Source organism: Xenorhabdus sp. PB30.3 (genome assembly GCF_963895965.1).
GTDB lineage: Bacteria > Pseudomonadota > Gammaproteobacteria > Enterobacterales > Enterobacteriaceae > Xenorhabdus > Xenorhabdus stockiae.
In genome coordinates this window covers 19,143-37,801 of the sequence record NZ_CAWQMW010000132.1, presented here as the reverse complement: position 1 = coordinate 37,801, position 18,659 = coordinate 19,143, and the positions used below count along the sequence as shown (strand labels likewise).

The 18,659-nt window shown below is 44.8% G+C and carries 15 protein-coding genes; 6 read left to right on the top strand and 9 right to left on the bottom strand.

The annotated features are described in order from the left end of the window. Positions 1 to 191: 191 nt before the first annotated feature. From iolB to AACX38_RS11650, 8 genes are all read right to left on the bottom strand, one after another. On the bottom strand, positions 192 to 1,022 hold the full coding sequence (gene iolB, locus AACX38_RS11685; protein WP_228864393.1) for a 5-deoxy-glucuronate isomerase: 831 nt from the start codon (positions 1,020 to 1,022) through the stop codon (positions 192 to 194). A gap of 36 nt (positions 1,023 to 1,058) precedes the next feature. Beyond that, positions 1,059 to 1,949 carry a myo-inosose-2 dehydratase gene (gene iolE, locus AACX38_RS11680; protein ID WP_228864392.1) on the bottom strand — a complete coding sequence of 297 codons (891 nt, stop codon included), beginning with the start codon at positions 1,947 to 1,949 and terminating at the stop codon, positions 1,059 to 1,061. Continuing rightward, the gene (locus tag AACX38_RS11675) at positions 1,946 to 3,919 is read right to left on the bottom strand and encodes a bifunctional 5-dehydro-2-deoxygluconokinase/5-dehydro-2-deoxyphosphogluconate aldolase (RefSeq protein ID WP_228864391.1); all 1,974 of its coding nucleotides are present in this window, start codon (positions 3,917 to 3,919) and stop codon (positions 1,946 to 1,948) included. Before AACX38_RS11675 ends, iolE begins: the two co-directional genes overlap by 4 nt. Before the next feature lie 73 nt (positions 3,920 to 3,992). Further along, entirely contained in the window at positions 3,993 to 5,126 is a 1,134-nt protein-coding gene (locus AACX38_RS11670; RefSeq protein WP_228864390.1) for a Gfo/Idh/MocA family protein, read from the bottom strand. Between the two features lie 30 nt (positions 5,127 to 5,156). After that, on the bottom strand, positions 5,157 to 6,845 hold the full coding sequence (locus tag AACX38_RS11665; RefSeq protein ID WP_228864389.1) for a solute:sodium symporter family transporter: 1,689 nt from the start codon (positions 6,843 to 6,845) through the stop codon (positions 5,157 to 5,159). A 26-nt stretch (positions 6,846 to 6,871) separates the two neighbouring features. Further along, positions 6,872 to 7,858, bottom strand: a complete 987-nt coding sequence (iolG, locus tag AACX38_RS11660; RefSeq protein ID WP_228864388.1) for an inositol 2-dehydrogenase — start codon at positions 7,856 to 7,858, stop codon at positions 6,872 to 6,874. Between the two features lie 435 nt (positions 7,859 to 8,293). Beyond that, positions 8,294 to 10,258 carry a 3D-(3,5/4)-trihydroxycyclohexane-1,2-dione acylhydrolase (decyclizing) gene (iolD, locus tag AACX38_RS11655; protein WP_228864394.1) on the bottom strand — a complete coding sequence of 655 codons (1,965 nt, stop codon included), beginning with the start codon at positions 10,256 to 10,258 and terminating at the stop codon, positions 8,294 to 8,296. Positions 10,259 to 10,307: 49 nt separating this feature from the next. Next, a complete protein-coding gene (locus AACX38_RS11650) occupies positions 10,308 to 11,819 on the bottom strand; it encodes a CoA-acylating methylmalonate-semialdehyde dehydrogenase (RefSeq protein WP_228864387.1) in 1,512 nt (503 codons plus the stop codon). A gap of 326 nt (positions 11,820 to 12,145) precedes the next feature. Here AACX38_RS11650 and AACX38_RS11645 point away from each other — a divergent pair, with 326 nt between their 5' ends. After that, entirely contained in the window at positions 12,146 to 12,979 is an 834-nt protein-coding gene (locus AACX38_RS11645; RefSeq protein WP_228864386.1) for a MurR/RpiR family transcriptional regulator, read from the top strand. A gap of 550 nt (positions 12,980 to 13,529) precedes the next feature. Here the strand turns inward: AACX38_RS11645 and hpaR are convergent. Beyond that, positions 13,530 to 13,976 carry a homoprotocatechuate degradation operon regulator HpaR gene (hpaR, locus tag AACX38_RS11640; protein ID WP_099121413.1) on the bottom strand — a complete coding sequence of 149 codons (447 nt, stop codon included), beginning with the start codon at positions 13,974 to 13,976 and terminating at the stop codon, positions 13,530 to 13,532. A 386-nt stretch (positions 13,977 to 14,362) separates the two neighbouring features. On the opposite strand from hpaR, the gene AACX38_RS11635 reads away from it, so the two are divergent. The 5 genes from AACX38_RS11635 (at position 14,363) to AACX38_RS11615 (ending at position 18,632) form a co-directional block, all read left to right on the top strand. Then, positions 14,363 to 15,010, top strand: a complete 648-nt coding sequence (locus tag AACX38_RS11635) for a fumarylacetoacetate hydrolase family protein (RefSeq protein WP_228864384.1) — start codon at positions 14,363 to 14,365, stop codon at positions 15,008 to 15,010. Continuing rightward, positions 15,007 to 15,771 carry a fumarylacetoacetate hydrolase family protein gene (locus tag AACX38_RS11630; RefSeq protein WP_228864383.1) on the top strand — a complete coding sequence of 255 codons (765 nt, stop codon included), beginning with the start codon at positions 15,007 to 15,009 and terminating at the stop codon, positions 15,769 to 15,771. Before AACX38_RS11635 ends, AACX38_RS11630 begins: the two co-directional genes overlap by 4 nt. Then, entirely contained in the window at positions 15,768 to 17,234 is a 1,467-nt protein-coding gene (gene hpaE, locus AACX38_RS11625) for a 5-carboxymethyl-2-hydroxymuconate semialdehyde dehydrogenase (RefSeq protein ID WP_099121416.1), read from the top strand. The genes AACX38_RS11630 and hpaE overlap by 4 nt, the downstream gene beginning before the upstream one ends. A 111-nt stretch (positions 17,235 to 17,345) precedes the next feature. Continuing rightward, the gene (gene hpaD, locus AACX38_RS11620) at positions 17,346 to 18,221 is read left to right on the top strand and encodes a 3,4-dihydroxyphenylacetate 2,3-dioxygenase (RefSeq protein WP_099121417.1); all 876 of its coding nucleotides are present in this window, start codon (positions 17,346 to 17,348) and stop codon (positions 18,219 to 18,221) included. A 12-nt stretch (positions 18,222 to 18,233) separates the two neighbouring features. Then, on the top strand, positions 18,234 to 18,632 hold the full coding sequence (locus AACX38_RS11615) for a 5-carboxymethyl-2-hydroxymuconate Delta-isomerase (RefSeq protein ID WP_228864382.1): 399 nt from the start codon (positions 18,234 to 18,236) through the stop codon (positions 18,630 to 18,632). The last annotated feature ends 27 nt before the right edge of the window (positions 18,633 to 18,659 follow it).

Here is an 18,659-nt window from a genome sequence, read left to right as displayed (position 1 = left end):
GGAAAGTCTGGGGAGGGGGTATTCTTAACATGGCGGCAAGCTCCGTCGGGTGAACGGAATTTGATTAAATCAAAGTGCCGGATAAAAAACCAGCACTTTGTCAGTAATCTGCAATTTACTTTTCGTCTTTTAATTTATTTTTAACCATCAAGTATTATCTTTAAGCTCATTGTGCACGTAATAAAAAACTCTTAGCTCTTACTGTGCTTTTCAGCGTATGCGTCACTATTAACCCATTGATGATCTGCTTCCCATGTAAACAGCCACTTACGCGTAGGCCCAGCCATTACGTTCAGGTAATAACTATCATATCCGGCAATTGTTGCTACAGGGTGATACCCTCTCGGAACCATCACCACATCTTTGTTATACACCGCCATGGTTTCATCTAATAAGCGATCATCAGTGTAAACACGCTGTAAACAAAAGCCTTGTGGTGGGTTCAGACGATGATAATAAGTTTCCTCCAAATAGGTTTCCTGAGGTTCATTATCAGTGTCATGTTTATGGCTGGGATAGGAGCTGGTACAACCTTCATCAGTATAAACTTCCACTACCAATAAGCTATCAGCTGGCTGGTGATCAGGAAGGATGTTATGTACATAACGACGATTATTCCCATTTCCCCGCTGTTCAGCCCCAATATCCTGCGGTGTAATTAAGCGGGTTGGATAATTTCCTTTCCCTTTTGCCTGACAAACCGCCAGTTCAAGATGGGTTTGAGCAATAATCTCTATCACCTCATGTGGCGCAATATAGACAGCATAAGGTTTTTTACGCTCAAACGGACTCATACGATCACCGATCTGTTCAAATCGCTGTTGAGCAGTGTTCACTGTTGCTTTTCCTGCAACTAAAACCAGACAGGTTTCATTTTCAGAAGCAGCCAATGTTATTGACTCCCCCGTATCCAGCTCGTAAACATCAAAATGAACATATCCCCAGTTTGCGATTTTTGGCGAGATATGTTGTGTCCGCTTGTTTTGATCGGGTTTATGATATTTTGACAGCAGCTTAGACATACAATCTACCTCAAGGTCACTTTTTAATGTCAGTGTTCACATCAGCCCTGCATCTTTAGCAAGCCGATGTAAATTTTTATACCCTAATGTGGCGTAAGTCAGCGGGTGTGCAACTGCAGGGTCCTGCTCTGCTTCAACAACCAGCCAGCCGTGATAGTCGTTGTCTCTCAATACATTGAAAATAGATGAATAATTTACACAACCATCACCCGGCACAGTAAAAACACCACTTAACACTGCATCCAGAAAACTGGTTTTCCGGTTTTTGACATCTTCCAGTACCTCCGGCCGTATATCTTTGCAATGCACATGGTTAATTCGTTTACCCCAGCGTTTTGCTACAGTCAGTGGATCATCTCCGGCAAAAGTTAAATGCCCTGTATCCAATAACAGCCCAACCTCTTCACCCGTGTTTTCCATCAGATGATTAATGTCTTCAGCACTTTCAATCACTGTTCCCATATGATGGTGATAAGCAATCTGAACCCCATGAGACTGGGTATAACGGGCAAACTCTGTTAATTTTTCTCCATACTTCTGCCAGCGCTCTGCCGGAAAAAGGGGGCGTAAATGCACGGGCTTAGTCTGGTCACCGTGTATACAGTCTGTCACTTCGGCAAAAACCATCACCGTCGCTCCCAGTTCACGCAGCAGTGTTAAATGTGACTGAACAGCTGCAATTTCTTCTTCAACACTGCGTGTCAACAATTGCCCGGAATACCAGCCAGATACCAATTTCAGATAATGGGAAGCCAGAATAGGCCCTAATATCTGCGATTGGCGGGGAAATTTATTGCCCAACTCAAAACCCGCAAACCCTGCCTGACGCCCTTCTGATAAACAAGTTTCCAGCGATGTTTCTGCTCCCAGAGAAGGCAGATCATCATTAGTCCATGTCAGAGGGTTGATGCCAAGTTGAACGGTCATGACGGTTCTCCTGTATATTGAGGATTCAGTTCTTCTTTTGCATTTTTTTCATCACGCTGACGCCAGTCATTAATCAGATTGTGGTAGTTCTTTTTTACTTGGAGAACGAGTGTCTCATCATCAATTTCACCAGCCAGCCATTTCTGTGATGCTTTACCGAATAATGTTCGGCCAACGGCAAACCCTTTGACTATAGATTTACCTGCTGCTGCATTAAAACCTGCCTTGAGTGTTTTTGCGGGTGCATCCAGCCCCAGAATCACAACTCCACGGCAATCAGGATCCCGTTGCATAATCAATTTTTCAATTTGATCCCACGTTGTGGATTGCACAGGAGGCAATTTCCACCAGTCAGGCTTGATACCAAGATTGTAGAAACGCTTGAGTGCACGCAGGTAAAATTCATCTGAACGTGTCATTCCTGATGGCAAGATCACCTCTAAGAGTAGCTCATGACCTGACTGGCAACAGGCTGCATAAACTTCCTTCACTATTTCTTCCTGCTCCAGACGCAGAGTGCTGTTATCTTCAGGATGGAAGAACACCAAACATTTCACGATATGTTCCAATGGCCAACTGACCAGCTGGGAACCAATATTTCCATGTTCTAAACAGAGTGGACGGGAGCCGGGTAATTCAATCGGACGTCCTATCCATAATCCCTGCCCGGTCGCAGCATCAAGAACGTCCTGCCCAAAAGTACTGTCACATAATATGCCTGAGTGACCTTTTAGATTAGCTTCTGTACTCACCTCCTGACTGGCTTGGAATAACAATTTTTTCAGAGGTGGAATGAGCTCAAGACTGGCATTCACTTCACGTGCCATTTCAACAAACTGAATCCGGTGATCAAACGCCATGACACACAATTCCTGCCACTGCTTATGACGGCTACTCACGCGATGAATATGATTCAGGTGGATATCTAAATCAGGGCGATAAGCTGTTGCTGTTGATGCAAGTTTTTTTGCTCGCACGATATAGTTATCCAGTTCTGTTTTATCCGGCATTGCAGGCGCACAGCCATGCCGTGAAACGACCAAAGCGCCACAGGCATTTGCATAAGTGCAACTTTGTTCCCAACTTTCGTTATTCAGATACCCTCGCAACAGACCAGACATAAACGCATCCCCCGCTCCCAACACGTTCAGTATTTCTACTTTAACGCCTTGAATCGTGATCCCTTCATCAAGAGTCTCGGGGATATTCCCGGTAAATACAGAGCACCCTAGTGCCCCACGTTTACAGACCAGAGTGGCAGAACTCAGTTTCCTGACGCTGCGTAAGGCATCTAAAGTATTTTTAGAGCCACCAGCGATATGAAACTCTTCTTCTGTACCCACTATCAGATCAAATTGAGAGAGGACTTCCTGTAATTGAGCAGTCACCTGCTCTGAAGCGATATAGCGGGTTTCGCCGTCACCCAGCGAAGTCAACCCCCACAAAACAGGGCGATAGTCGATATCAATAACTGTTTTTACACCATTACGGCGGGCATATTGCAATGCGGTCAGCACGGCATCTCTGGTTTTCGGGTGAGAAAGATGGGTTCCGGTAATCGCCAAACAGCGGGCAGAAGCAATATATTCCTCACTGAAATCATCGCGGGTAATCGCCATATCAGCACAATTGTCACGGTAGAAAATCAGCGGGAAAGTTTCTTTGTCTTTTATACCGAGTAACACCAAAGCCGTAAGACGCTCTTTATCAGTAATTAAATGGCTGGTATCACACCCTACCCTTTCCAACTCTTCACGCAGAAAACGCCCCATATGCTCATCACCGACTCTGGCCAGCATGGATGATTTTAATCCCTGACGCGCTGTACCATAAGCTACGTTGCCAGAAGAGCCTCCCAGATATTTAGAGAAACTGGTCATGTCCTCCAAACGTGCCCCTATCTGCTGACCATATAAATCAACCGCAATACGTCCCATACAGATAACATCAAACTTTTTATGTTGCTCCATCGCTCCACCTCTTACCCAATGTGCGTTTTGCTAACTTATGTTGCTAACCCATGTATGTCGCTAACTGCGAGATTTAATTAATGTCAATGACGTTAACCCAGCGTTTTTGTTCATGAGAGCAAACAATCGCATCCAGAATGCGAGAGACTTTCCAGCCTTCAGTAAAATCAGGCCAGATATCCTGATCCAACGCGATACCATCAACTAAATCTTTCACTTCCACGGTTTTCTGGTCATTGAAGCCAATGCCATGCCCGGCGCCGTGACAGAAAGGGGCATAATCCGGATGTTCCGGCCCGACCAAGATGGTTTTAAAACCCTGACGATTGGCCGGTTCATCGTGCCGGTAGAGTTTCAGCTCCGCCATTCGTTCCTGAGTAAAACTCAAAGTGCCTTTAGTTCCTGTGACGACATAAGTCAGCCCCATTTTGCGGCCACAGGCTATGCGGGAAGTTTCAATCACGCCTATAGCTCCGCTATCAAAGCGTATCATTGCATGAGCCTGATCTTCGTTTTCAACGGGGATCAATACAGAAGAACCCGATATTTCAGGGCGTACTTTCACAATTGTTTTCATATCACCACAAACAGTTGTGATATCTCCCACCAGATACTGCGCCATATTAATAATATGCGCGCCAAGATCACCCAATGCGCCCAAACCAGCCTCATTCTTAAAGCAGTGCCAATGAATCGGACTCAGGGGATCAGCCATATAATCTTCATTATGTGTGCCGTAAAAATGCACAACTTCGCCAATCTCACCATTCGATATAATCTCTTTAGCCAGCTGAGCAGTCGGGTTTTTCATATAATTAAACCCCACCAGCGTCTTCACTCCGACTATAGTGGCTGCTGCCACCATCTGTTTTGCATCATGGGAGTTCAGGGCCAGTGGTTTTTCGCAATAAATATGTTTACCGTGTTTAATGGCTTCTAATGCCATTTCTTTGTGCAAAAAGTTTGGCGTACATATATCAACTACATCAATATCAGGATCAGCAACCAGTTCTCGCCAATCGCCCGTTGAGCGTAGAAAACCGAGTTCTTTTGCTTGAGTCTGAGCAAGCTCCGGTGTGATCCCGGCAATCATTTCACGTACTAATTTTCCTTTTAATGGAAATACCGTCGGTGCTTGCGCGTAAGCTATAGCATGGGCACGCCCGATATATCCCGCGCCAATCAGGCCAATCCGAATTTCTTTCATATTATTTGGATTCCCTATCACTCAGATTTTCTAGGCGTTTTCACGATGAATGGAGCGCTTAGACAATACTTTACTGATTTGATAAGCGACATATCCCAGAATTCCGGCTGCAAACAGATAATAAAGTGTCATTACATAATTCGGCACATTCTGAGCCAGAAAAACGTACATTGAGATAGCAGCCAGTGTAATTAGCCATCCCATAGGTTTCACCATTGACCACGGGGTAATATCCACCTGTTTTGTATACACTTCTTCATAACTTTCAGCAGGGAAGAAATAACCAACTGTCAGCATAAAAATGACATTCAACACAAATAAGATGCCAACCAGATGGAAGAAATGGATATCAATATGCAGGATAAAGTTACAAACAATATATGCTGACATACCAAACAGCAGCCCCAGTTTTGCTGCAATCGGAGGAACACGTTTTGTCATCAGCCCAACCAGCACAACACTGAGAATAGGAGCATTAAAAATCCCCTGTAATTGTTGGATCAGGTAAAACAAACCATCAGGTGCATTTGCAACGAGCGGAGCGATCAGCATAGTTACCAACGCCAGAGCAATACCCAAATATTTTCCTACAGCTACACTTCGAGCCTCACTGGCATTCGGGTTAATTCTCTGTTTGTAAATATTGACAGTAAATAAAGTAACAGAGGAGTTCAGGCCACCACTGAATGTAGAGAATACAGCCCCAACAACTACCGCAGCAAAAAAGCCAACCAGAATTTTAGGCAAAACTAATTGTACTAATGCGGGGTAGGCATTATCCGGGTTATCTATTTGCCCATTAAAAATATGGAATGCAATAACACCCGGTAAAATAATGATGGAAGGAATAAGCAATTTTAATACAGCGCATAACATGACCCCTTTTTGCCCTTCCGCCAGATTCTTCGCACCCAATGATTTTTGTACAATGGATTGGTTGGTGCACCAGAAGAACATATTGGAAATGATCAATCCGGTAAACAGGGTTGAAAATGGAACAAGTGAATCTTCACTGCCAATGGAGTTAAATTTATCAGGGTGAGCCTGATAAACATCGGTCAGGCCTTGCCAGGCACTGCCATCCCCGACATACAGTAAGGCAAAAATCGTAACGATGCCTCCGCCGATAATTAACCCGATACCATTGATGGTATCGGCTACAGCAATCGCTTTAATTCCGCCAAAAATAGCGTAAATGGCACCCAGCCCGCCGACACCCCAGACCATAATCCATAACGCAGTGGTTTTATCGACATTGAATACCTGAGAAACCTGAAATAAACTTTCCAGCGCAATAGCTCCGGTATATAACACGATAGGCAATAACGAAATAACATACATAGCCAGAAATAAAACAGAGGTAATCAGTAAAGTATTTTTGTCAAATCGCCGTTCTAAATATTCTGGAATTGTTGATATTCCCAATTTTAAATATTTAGGCAGGAAGTAAATGGCAAACAGTACAATAGTTAAGGCTGCTATAACTTCCCATGCCATAACAATAAATCCCGTTCTGAATGCCAGTCCATTTAAACCAACCAGATGTTCTGTAGACAAATTCATTAATAACATTGAGCTGCCGATATAAACTCCGGTCAGAGAGCGCCCACCTAGAAAATAACCTTCAGTGGAATCAATTAAATGTTTATTCCTTGTTTTATAATAAGCAATCCCTGCCACCAGCAGGGTAAAACCAATAAAAGAAAGAAAAGCTGACATGTAATGTTCCCCTGTTTTTCTATGATCTATAATTTGATTTCTTTACCGGACAACAGGGATTCCAGCGCCTTATCAGCAAGGTATAATGCCTGTTCACCATCAAAACCGGTTGTTTCTGGAGTAGCTCTGCCAGCCATAACATCGACAAAATGATCCCATTCCGCGATATATGCCTCACGATAACGTTGCAGGAAAAAATGTTCGGGTTTAGCGGAAAGACACCCGTTATCTCCCCATAACTCCACACTATTTTCCTTAATATTACCGGCTGTCAGTAAACCTTTTTCACCATGCAGTTCAAGACGCTGGTCATAGCCATACCCCGAACGGCGGCTGTTAGCGATGCTCACCATAGCGCCGGAAGGAAATTTCATCACAATAAACGCAGTATCAATATCACCCGCTGAGCCAATGGCAGGATCAACCAGATTGCTGCCTTGTGCATAAATAGCACATGGCTCTTCTCCGATAATAAAACGGGCCATGTCAAAATCATGAATCGTCATATCCCGAAACATACCACCGGAAACCCGGATATATTCAGCGGGTGGCGGAGCAGGATCACGGGATGTGATCATCAGGGATTCTGCCTTACCGATTTTTCCTGCATGAAACAGATTTTTCATCTGACGGAACTGAGGGTCATAGCGACGATTAAAGCCGACAAACAGAGGAACCTGGCACTCTTTTACCACAGCAAGGCATTGCTGCACCCGTTCAAGCTCAAGGTGGACCGGCTTCTCACAGAAAATCATTTTATTATTGCGGGCAGCCTGTTCGATTAAATCAGCATGCGTATCTGTTGCTGAAGCAATAAGTACACCATGAACCTCCGGATCAGACATTGCTTCTTCAGTTGTTTGTATTTTGACCTGATATTTCTGTGCCAGTGTTTCAGCATTTACCTGATAAGGATCAACGACAGAGTAGAGGCAGGTTTCTTTATGACTGGCAATGCTAACCGCATGCACCAGACCAATTCTGCCAGCACCAAATAATGCAATATTAAACATGAATGCTCCTTGATACCTCTGTATCCCCGTCGTCTTTCAGATTACTTCGTTATGAGACATCTTCTGAAATCCATCGGGTATATTTGCTTTGGGTTTGAATAAAAATATATCAACCAAAATATTTATTTCAATTTAACAAACATTGGAAATTTTATTTTTTAGAGGCGGTTAGCATTTTGAGATGAAAATGATGTAATTAGTGTTATATCTATCACGAAAAACAAGCTATCAGATCTGAATGAATTAATAAAAACCCATTAAAATCATGCAATAATAAAAGTAAAGCACTCAACTACAGAAAAGTTGAACGCATTGAAATTACAATTGTAGTGAAGAGATAAAGAAGGAGTTTGGCATGAAATAAACATTCCACACCTTATATAAAAAGAGCAATTTCACGGCCAGATGAAAGACATGAAACAGTATATAAGAATACTAGTACTGCCGAGTATATTTCTCCACATACCGCCTGATATTTTCAGCCGCAGTGGTAATCGCCGGGTTATCTGCAACCTGAGCTGTTCCTGTTCTCCACCATGATTCATAATCGTGGGTCATAGTTTTCGGCAGCACTTTAATATCAATCAGAGTGGCACATGGTTGTTTACGGGCGTCCTGCAAAGCAGTAATCAATTGTTGTTCATTATGCACCCGATAACTTTTGCAGCCGTAACTTTCTGCATTTTTGGCAAAATCCACCGGAACCAGTGCGCCATCCAACCGACCGCTTTGTTGATTGCGATACCGATTTTCTGTCACAAAACTACCCATGCCTTGACTCATCTGTAAGTTATTGATGCAGCCAAACCCCGCATTATCAAATAACAACACGATAATTTTGATGTTTTCCTGAATCGCCGTTTGTAACTCACTGTGTAACATCATATAAGACCCATCCCCCACCATTGCGTAAACTGGCTGGTTAGGGCAGGCAATTTTTGCCCCCAGTGCTGCGGCAATTTCATATCCCATACAGGAATAGCCATATTCAAGGTGATAGGTATCCGGCTCTTTGGGTTGCCACAGGCGTTGTAAATCCCCCGGCAAAGAACCGGCCGCACCAACAATAATGGCGTTATCTTCCAGATACTGATCCATCAGCCCGAGTACGCGCGTCTGTGCCAGAGTAGTCTGCAATGTGTCACTGTATTCATTTAATTTCTCATCCAGATGATCTGCAATTTCTGGCCTGTCTCCGGCCTGATACTGGATAGAAAACAGCCGTGACAGTTCCTCCTGCCAGACTGATTTAGCCTGAGCAACCTCCTGTTGCCAACCGGAATGCCATCCCGTTTTTGCTAATGCCTGAGTCATCGCAGATAACCCTTCTCTTGCATCAGAAATCACTGCGACGGCATCCAGTTTGTAGGCATCAAACTCTGCCACGTTAATGGTAAGAAATTCAGCTTGCGGATTTTGAAACAAGGATTTGGATGCCGTTGTGAAATCAGTAAAACGTGTGCCGACACCAATGATTAAGTCCGCATCCTTAGCCAGCAAATTAGCCGCCAGCCCCCCCGTTGTACCGATTCCACCGCAATTCAACGGATGTGCCGCAACAATGGCGCTTTTTCCTGCCTGTGTTTCTGCAAATGGGATATTAAAAGTTTCTGCAAACTGGCGGAAAGCTTCATGTGCGCCGGAGTAACGTACTCCTCCCCCGCAAATCAGTAATGGCTTTTTCTTACGTTTTATCAGCTCTACCGCATCCTGAATACGGGATAAGGAGGCAGGCCGGCGTTCAAGATGATGTACCCGTTTCTGGAAGAAGTAATCAGGGTAATCCCAGACTTCTCCCTGTACATCCTGTGGCAAACAGACAGTCACTGCACCGGTATCTGCCGGATCAGTCAATACCCGCATGGCCTGAATCATCGCAGCCATTAATTGTTCAGGTCTGGATATGCGATCCCAGTAACGGGAAACAGGCCGGAAACAATCGTTGGTACTGATAGTGCCATCCCAATACTGTTCAACCTGCTGTAAAACCGGATCTGGCTGGCGGCATGCAAAAGTATCTCCCGGTAATAACAGGAGTGGGATACGGTTAGCCGTTGCTGTAGCTGCGGCTGTAACCATATTGGCAGCGCCCGGCCCGACAGAGGAAGTGACAGCAAAAATCTGTCGCCGTTTTTTCTGCCGGGAAAAGCCGGTGGCTATGTGTGCCATTCCCTGTTCATTACACCCCTGATAGATTCGAAGATGCCCCGGCTCCTGTTCCAGAGCTTGCCCCAACCCCACAACATTACCGTGACCAAATATGGTGAAAACACCACAGACAAAGGGTAATTCCTCTCCATCAACGTTGATATACTGCTGATTGAGAAACCTGACCAAAGCCTGAGCCATAGTCATTTTTTGAGTGTGCTTTGCCTGAGAAGATGTTGCCGATGCTTTCATGGAGCTGATATTTACAGAGCCAGTATTTATGGGCTTGGTATTCATAGGATTACTCCATCGTTGGCATAACAAAGCTACTGCTATGGTGTTCCAGACGAACGCTTGCAGGCCAACGGCTCGTGACTGTTTTCATGCGGGTATAAAAACGTACACCATCATTGCCATGTACATTCAGCGGACCAAAAATAGAACGTTTCCAGCCCCCGAAACTATGGAATGCCATAGGAACAGGAATAGGGATATTGATGCCAACCATACCAGTCTGTACATCTTCACTGAACTGACGGGCAGTTTCACCATCACGGGTAAAAATAGCAGCGCCATTACCGTACTCATGATGGTTAATCAATTTCAGTGCGGTGTGATAATCAGGTACGCGCACAATGGATAGTACAGGCCCAAAGATCTCTTCTTTATAAATTTTCATCTCTGGAGTGACATAATCAAACAAAGTTGGCCCCACGAAATAACCGTTCTCATGGCCTGTGACCTGATATCCTCGCCCATCCACCAGCAGCTTTGCTCCCTGCTCCACACCACTGTTAATGTAATCACAGATTTTTGACCTGTGTTGTTCAGAAATGACCGGCCCCATATCGTTTTCCCGCCCCTCGCTGATCCCTGCACCAACAACCATTCTGTCAATTTGCTGCCGAAGTTTTGTTACCAGCTCATCCGCTATTTCATCCCCTACGGCCAGAACAACAGACAGTGCCATACAGCGTTCTCCTGCGGCACCAAAGGCGGCCCCTATAATGGCATTTGCAGCCATTTCCAAATCAGCATCCGGCATAAGAATACTGTGATTCTTCGCGCCGCCCAGCGCCTGACAACGCTTACCATGTGCTGATGCCGTTGCATAAACATACTCGGCAACCGGTGTTGAGCCCACAAAACTTACAGCCTGAACATGTGGATCGGTCAGCAAGACATCAACGGCTTCCTTATCCCCTTGTACGACGTTGAATACACCATCCGGCAACCCCGCCTGCTGTAACAATTTAGCCAGTTCAATAGAGAGAGAGGGATCTTTTTCGGAAGGTTTCAGAACAAACGTGTTTCCTGTTGCTAACGCAATCGGGAACATCCACATTGCAACCATAGCAGGAAAATTAAATGGGGTGATTCCTGCGCATACGCCCAGAGGCTGCATCAGAGAATGGCTATCTACTCCTGCCCCTACATTGGCAGAGTGCTCGCCTTTTTGTAAGTGAGGAATGCCACAGGCGAACTCAACCACTTCAAGGCCACGAGTCAGTTCTCCCACAGCATCAGAATAGATTTTCCCATGTTCTTCGGAAATCAGACGAGCCAGCTTTGACTGATTCTCCTCAAGGAGTGACTTAAATTTGAACATGATCCGTGCCCTTTTCAATGGCGAGGTTTTAGACCACTCCTCAAAAGCCTGATGGGCAGATTCGATAGCAGATTTTGTTTCATGGGCTGTGCTCAATGCAACCTGCCGAATGGATTCCCCCGTTGCAGGGTTAAAAACAGGTAAGGTTCGTACACTTTGACTACTGATAAGTTTCCCGCCAATAAAATTTTTAATCTGTTCCATTTTGAGCCTCTCTCAATACAATTATATACACTTCATCTTTCAAGTTGCCTCTTTGTTGGCTGCGCTCGCTCACCCCAGTCACATAGCTATCTATGCTCCTGGGGATGAACTCCCTTGCCGCCGCGATGCATCTTGAAATCCATTGTGTATAGGCCTAACCACATACAGGCTGAACCACGTAAGATGAGTTGAATCATTATGAATTGAATCACGATGCTAAAGATATATGAAATATCTATTTCATTTTCAATCCGAATTGAAATACTATTTTATTAATGTGATCAACACGCTATTTTTGTGCAATTACAATTTATTAGGGAGACATTATGTCTGCTGCATCGAATCTGCCCGAACTACAGGAACAAATTCACTCTCGTTATGACGAGTTAAGTAAGCGGTTACAGCAAGTGGCAAGGTATGTTCTGGATAATACCAATAGCGTGGCATTTGATACGGTTGCGGTTATTGCAAAAGAGGCTGATGTTCCACCTTCTACTCTTATCCGCTTTGCCAATGCCTTTGACTTCAACGGGTTCAATGAGATGAAACAGTTATTTCGCATGAATCTGGTAGAAGAAACCGCCAGTTATACTGACCGTGCCCGCTTGTTCAGAGCACTGGATGGTGATAACCAGCAAGTGGAAGACCCACTACATATTTTGCAGGAATTTGCCCATTCCAATGGGCAGGCGATGCAGCAACTTGCCGCCCGTACTCCGGCAGAAGACTTAAATAAGGCAGTAGATTTACTGGCAAATGCTCGAAATATCTACATTATCGGGCTGCGCCGCTCGTTCAGTGTCGCATCATACTTAACCTATGCCCTGAGCCATCTGGAATGTCGCCCTTTGCTGGTAGATGGTCTGGGAGGTATGTTCCGCGAACAAATGAATATGATTGGGGCAAATGATGTAGTTGTTTCCATCAGCTTTACCCCCTATGCCGAAGAAACCGTGATGGTCAGTGAAAGAGCTGCACAGGCTGGAGCAAAACAGATTGTGATTACTGACAGCCAAATCAGTCCATTAGCGAGTTTTAACGATGTTTGTTTTGTGGTGAAGGAAGCAAAAGTTGATGCATTCCGCTCCCAGTCTGCCACGTTATGTCTGGTGCAATCACTGGCTGTTGCTTTGGCTTACCGGCAGGAAAATGCCGGATAATTATCCTATACCCTATGGATTTCGAGTTGCATCGCGGCAGCAAGGGAGTTCATCCCCAGGAGCATAGATAGCCGTATGTTTATAAAAACGGTGACTGGGGTGAATGAGCGCAGCCAACAAAGAGGCAACTTGAAAGACGACGGGGATATTAATTTCAGGTTGTTGGCTGACGGGTTGCAACCTGAAATATATTGCTTAATGAAACAGAAAATAATTCCTCATCAAAAATTAATTATTTCCGTCAGCTTATAAACTGTGATTATTTTTTTATTCAAATAATCACCAATCACGCTCTATTTATTCTTTGAGTCAATAATCAATATTTATTATGGGTTATTTCATGCAGAGGGGTTTTAACATAAACATATTTTATGAAAATACGGCATCATGAATAAAATCTATAATACGATCAGGCTGCCAAATTTTTCTTAAATCAAAGAAAACACCGCAATAAACTGTTCAAAAAAATAACAGCCAGTTTATTCCGGTGCTCTTTCTCTTATTATGGAGAGATTTGGTTAATTAATATATTAATACAAATATGTGCTGACTATTCTTCGTTTTCATCTATATCGGTTTGGGAATGGTTGCCGATAGAAATAAGATCATCCAACAATTCTAACAACTGAGCTAACTTTTCTGGGGAAAAAGCAGCTTCAATTGCTTTATAGCCTTCATCGACTTCTCCTTTTGCCTGTTCATACAGCTCCTGACCTGCCGGAGTCAGAGAAACGTACAGCTTCCGCTGGTCATTCATTGGTTTTAAGCGAAAGATAAGACCGTCACGCTCCATGCGGGTCAGAATGCCCGTCAAGCTTGGGCGTAAGATACAGGTAAGGTTAGCCAAATCATGAAAATCAATCGAGCGACTGCTTGCGAGTACGCGAACAATACGCCATTGCTGTTCAGTCAAATTATAACTCTTCAATATCGGGCGGAAAAAACCCATCGAGGTTTCCCGAGCTTGAAGTAATGCTAATGTCAGGGATTCATGCATAAGTAAAGGTGACTCTTAAGTTAACCACGGGTAATTCTCTATAAGTTGAACGCATGCGCTACCGATTATAGACAACATTAAAGTCGAAAAGACTAACATGCTCATAACTATCCACAAAGGAAAAAGAATTCAATATTAACAAATAAATAAAATTATTTTGCCATAAAAAGTTAACAGAAAGTTAAACACAATACCAAATGACCCTATTAGATAATATAACGGCTTGATCTTTATGTACTAAAAATAATCAATAACAGAATGTTGTTACAGAGATCACAATTAAAATTAACAATTAACTTAACATATTGAACATCATCGCTTCTTGCTTTATTAATATATTAATAATTTATCTTGCGATACATCGCTCAGCTTGCAAGGAGTTGTTAATGAAAGGCACCGTCTTTGCCGTCGCTCTCAACCACAACAGTCAGCTCGATTTTTGGCGTAAGGCATTTCACAAAGCGCCATATAACGAGCCTCCTCAAACTCCAGTTTGGTTTATCAAACCCCGTAATACAGTTATTACATCCGGTGATGTTATTCCCCATCCCATTGGGGAAACTGTGCAAAGTGGCGCGACGCTGGCATTGTTTATCAGCACAAATAACGTCGGCAAAGCTGCCCGCAAAGTTTCTGCCACAGATGCCGAACAATACATCGCCGGTTATGCACTGGCTAACGAAGTCAGCTTACCGGAGACTTCATTTTATCGCCCTGCCATAAAAGCAAAATGCCGCGATGGTTTTTGTCCAATTGGTCAGATGTCGGATGTGAAGTCTATAAACTCACTGGATATCATCACCGAGATAAACGGGCAGGAAGTTGATCGCTGGTCAACTCATGATCTGGTGCGTTCCGCATCAGAGCTTTTATCCGCATTGAGCGATTTTACCACCCTGAATGAAGGGGATGTGATTCTGCTGGGAACTCCTCACCAGCGTGCCACTTTGCACCCCAATGATACTGTCACAATCAGGGCTGATGGTTTTCCCATTTTACAAAACGCCGTTGTATTGGCCGGAGGTCAGGCATGAAACACGCCAGAATTCACTATCAGGGTCAGGATCTGCATGTCACTGTTGATGAGCAGGAGAATGTGCTGCTGCCCGATGGTAGCCGGATCAGCGGGCTTGATGTCGTATGGCTTCCGCCAGCCACCGGAACACTGTTCGCGTTGGGTCTGAATTATGCCGATCATGCCACAGAGCTGGAATTTAAGCCGCCGGAGGAGCCTCTGGTATTTATCAAGGCAGCCAACAGTTTCACAGGCCACCGTCAGGTTTCCGTCCGTCCTGATAATGTGGAATATATGCATTATGAAGCAGAATTAGTTGTTGTCATTGGTAAGCCAGCCCACAAAGTTTCCAGAGCTAATGCCATGGATTACGTTGCAGGCTATACCCTCTGTAACGATTACGCCATTCGTGATTATCTGGAGAATTATTATCGCCCCAATCTGCGTGTAAAAAGCCGTGACACGTTAACGCCTATCGGGCCGTGGATTATTGATAAGCACGAGATTGCCGATCCGCATAATCTGATCCTGAGTACCTGGGTTAATGGTGAATTACGCCAGCGTGGCACCACCGCAGATTTGATCTTTGATATCCCCTTCCTGATTGCCTATCTGAGCGATTTCATGACATTACAGCCAGGAGACATGATCGCCACGGGCACGCCCAAAGGTTTATCCGATGTTGTTCCCGGAGATGAAGTGATTGTGGAAATCGAAGGTATCGGACGTCTGGTAAATCATATTGTCAGCCAGCAAGCATATGAGGAAAGCCTGTCATGACCACAATTAATCATTGGATCAACGGTAAAAACGTTGTCAGCAGTACCTATTTTGAAACAGTCAATCCCGCAACCGGTGAGGTATTGGCAGAAGTCGCTTCTGGCGGAAAGGAAGAAATTGATCAGGCAGTGGCTGCCGCAAAAGACGCTTTTCCTAAATGGGCAAATACCCCAATGAAAGAACGTGCGCGTCTGATGCGGCGTTTAGGCGAGTTAATCGACCAGAATGTACCTGAAATTGCGGCGATGGAAACCAGTGATACGGGTTTGCCAATCCATCAGACAAAAAATGTCCTTATCCCACGCGCTTCCCACAATTTCGATTTCTTTGCGGAAACTTGCCAGCAGATGAACGGGCGCACTTATCCCGTCGATGACAAGATGCTGAATTATACCCTTATCCAGCCTGTAGGCGTCTGCGCACTAATTTCTCCGTGGAATGTGCCATTCATGACTGCCACATGGAAAGTTGCCCCCTGCCTGGCTCTGGGAAACACCGCAATCCTGAAAATGTCTGAGCTTTCACCACTGACCGCAAACCGTCTGGGAGAACTGGCTCTGGAAGCCGGTATCCCCGCAGGAGTACTGAATGTGGTACAGGGATATGGCAATACTGCGGGTGATGCGCTGGTAAAACATCATGATGTCCGTGCCGTTTCTTTTACCGGCGGGACAGCTACCGGTCGCCTGATTATGCAGAACTCAGGGCTGAAAAAATACTCCATGGAACTGGGCGGCAAATCGCCGGTACTGATTTTTGAAGATGCCGATATTGAACGTGCGTTAGATGCTGCCCTGTTCACCATTTTTTCCCTCAATGGTGAACGCTGTACAGCCGGCTCCCGTATTTTCATTCAGGAAAGCATCTATCCTGAATTTGTAAAGCGTTTCGCAGAACGAGCCAGCCGCCTGCGTGTTGGTGATCCACAGGATCTTAATACTCAGGTCGGCAGCCTGATCAGCCACCAGCACTGGGAAAAAGTTTCCGGTTATATCCGACTGGGTATTGAAGAAGGCGCAACGCTGTTAACCGGAGGGCCGGACAAACCGGCAGATCTGCCTGATCATCTGAAAAATGGTCACTTCCTGCGACCAACCGTCTTGGCTGATGTAGATAACCGGATGCGCGTGGCACAAGAAGAAATTTTCGGCCCTGTCGCCTGTCTGTTGCCATTCAAGAGTGAAGAAGACGGTCTTCGCATGGCTAACGATGTGGAATATGGGCTGGCATCTTATATCTGGACTCAGGATGTGAGCAAAGTCCTGCGTCTGGCACAGGGAATTGAAGCCGGCATGGTCTTCGTCAATTCCCAGAACGTACGCGATCTGCGCCAGCCATTTGGTGGTGTCAAAGCCTCCGGTGTAGGACGGGAAGGCGGAGAATATAGCTTTGAAGTTTTTGCTGAAGTGAAAAATGTTTGTATTTCAATGGGAAATCATCCCATTCCTCGCTGGGGACTTTGATCTAAGAAAAGAGATATATCCGAAGGATTTCAGACTACAGACTGAATGATGGCGGGTATATCACTTCCAGCGTTAACCGCTTTTCATCATCCTGATACTGAGTGAGGATTTATGGGCAAGTTAGCGTTAGCAGCAAAAATTACACATGTACCTTCCATGTATCTGTCCGAATTGCCGGGTAAACACTATGGCTGTCGGCAAAGTGCGATTGACGGGCATAAGGAAATCAGCCGTCGCTGCCGGGAATTGGGTGTCGATACCATTATCGTGTTTGATACTCACTGGCTGGTAAATAGTGCCTACCATATTAACTGTGCGGAACATTTCTCCGGCATTTATACCAGTAATGAATTACCGCATTTTATCCGTGATATGAGTTATGAGTATGACGGAAACCCCGAACTGGGACGAATGATCGCAGAAGAAGCGCGCCAGATGGGGGTTCGTGCAAAATCACATGAGATTGCCAGCCTGACACTGGAATATGGCACATTAGTGCCAATGCGCTATATGAATAGTGACCGTCATTTTAAAGTTATTTCAATTTCTGCCTTTTGTACTGTGCATGCTTTCGAAGACAGCCGTAAGTTGGGAGAAGCCATTTTACGGGCTATTGAGAAATATGACGGCACCGTTGCCGTGCTGGCCAGCGGTTCACTCTCCCACAGCTTTATCGATGATCAACGTGCCGAAGAAGGCATGAACAGCTATACCCGCGAGTTTGATGAGCAGATGGATAACCGGGTTGTCAAACTTTGGAAAGAAGGTCGTTTCAGGGAGTTTTGCGACATGCTGCCTGAATATGCCCTCTACTGTCGGGGGGAAGGCAATATGCACGATACCGTCATGTTACTCGGGCTACTTGGCTGGGATAAATATGACGGCAAGGTTGAGTTTCTCACGGAATTATTTGCCAGTTCAGGGACAGGACAGGTGAATGCTGTTTTCCCATTACCACATTCTGTTAACCAGACAACGTCCGTCTGACAGGAGTTAGCTATGCCACATTTTTATGCTGAATGTACCGAAAATATCCGCAAAGAAGCCAACTTACCGGAACTGTTTGCGAAAGTGAATCAGGCGCTTGCCGATACCGGCATTTTCCCTCAGGGCGGGATCCGCAGCCGGGCTATTTGGCTGGATACGTGGCAAATGGCAGATGGAAAACAGGATTATGCTTTTGTTCACATGACGCTGAAAATCGGTGCAGGACGCAGCGCTGAGGATTGTCAGAAAGTCGGGGAAATGCTCTTTTCGCTCATCAAAGCTCATTTTGCCGATTTAATGGCACAGCGTTACCTTGGTCTCTCTTTTACAATGGAAGAACTTGATCCAATACTGAATTATAAATCCAATAATGTTCATAAACTTTTTAAATCAAAAACTAAGACATTATGAGTGCCATAATTCGATGTTACTGAAATT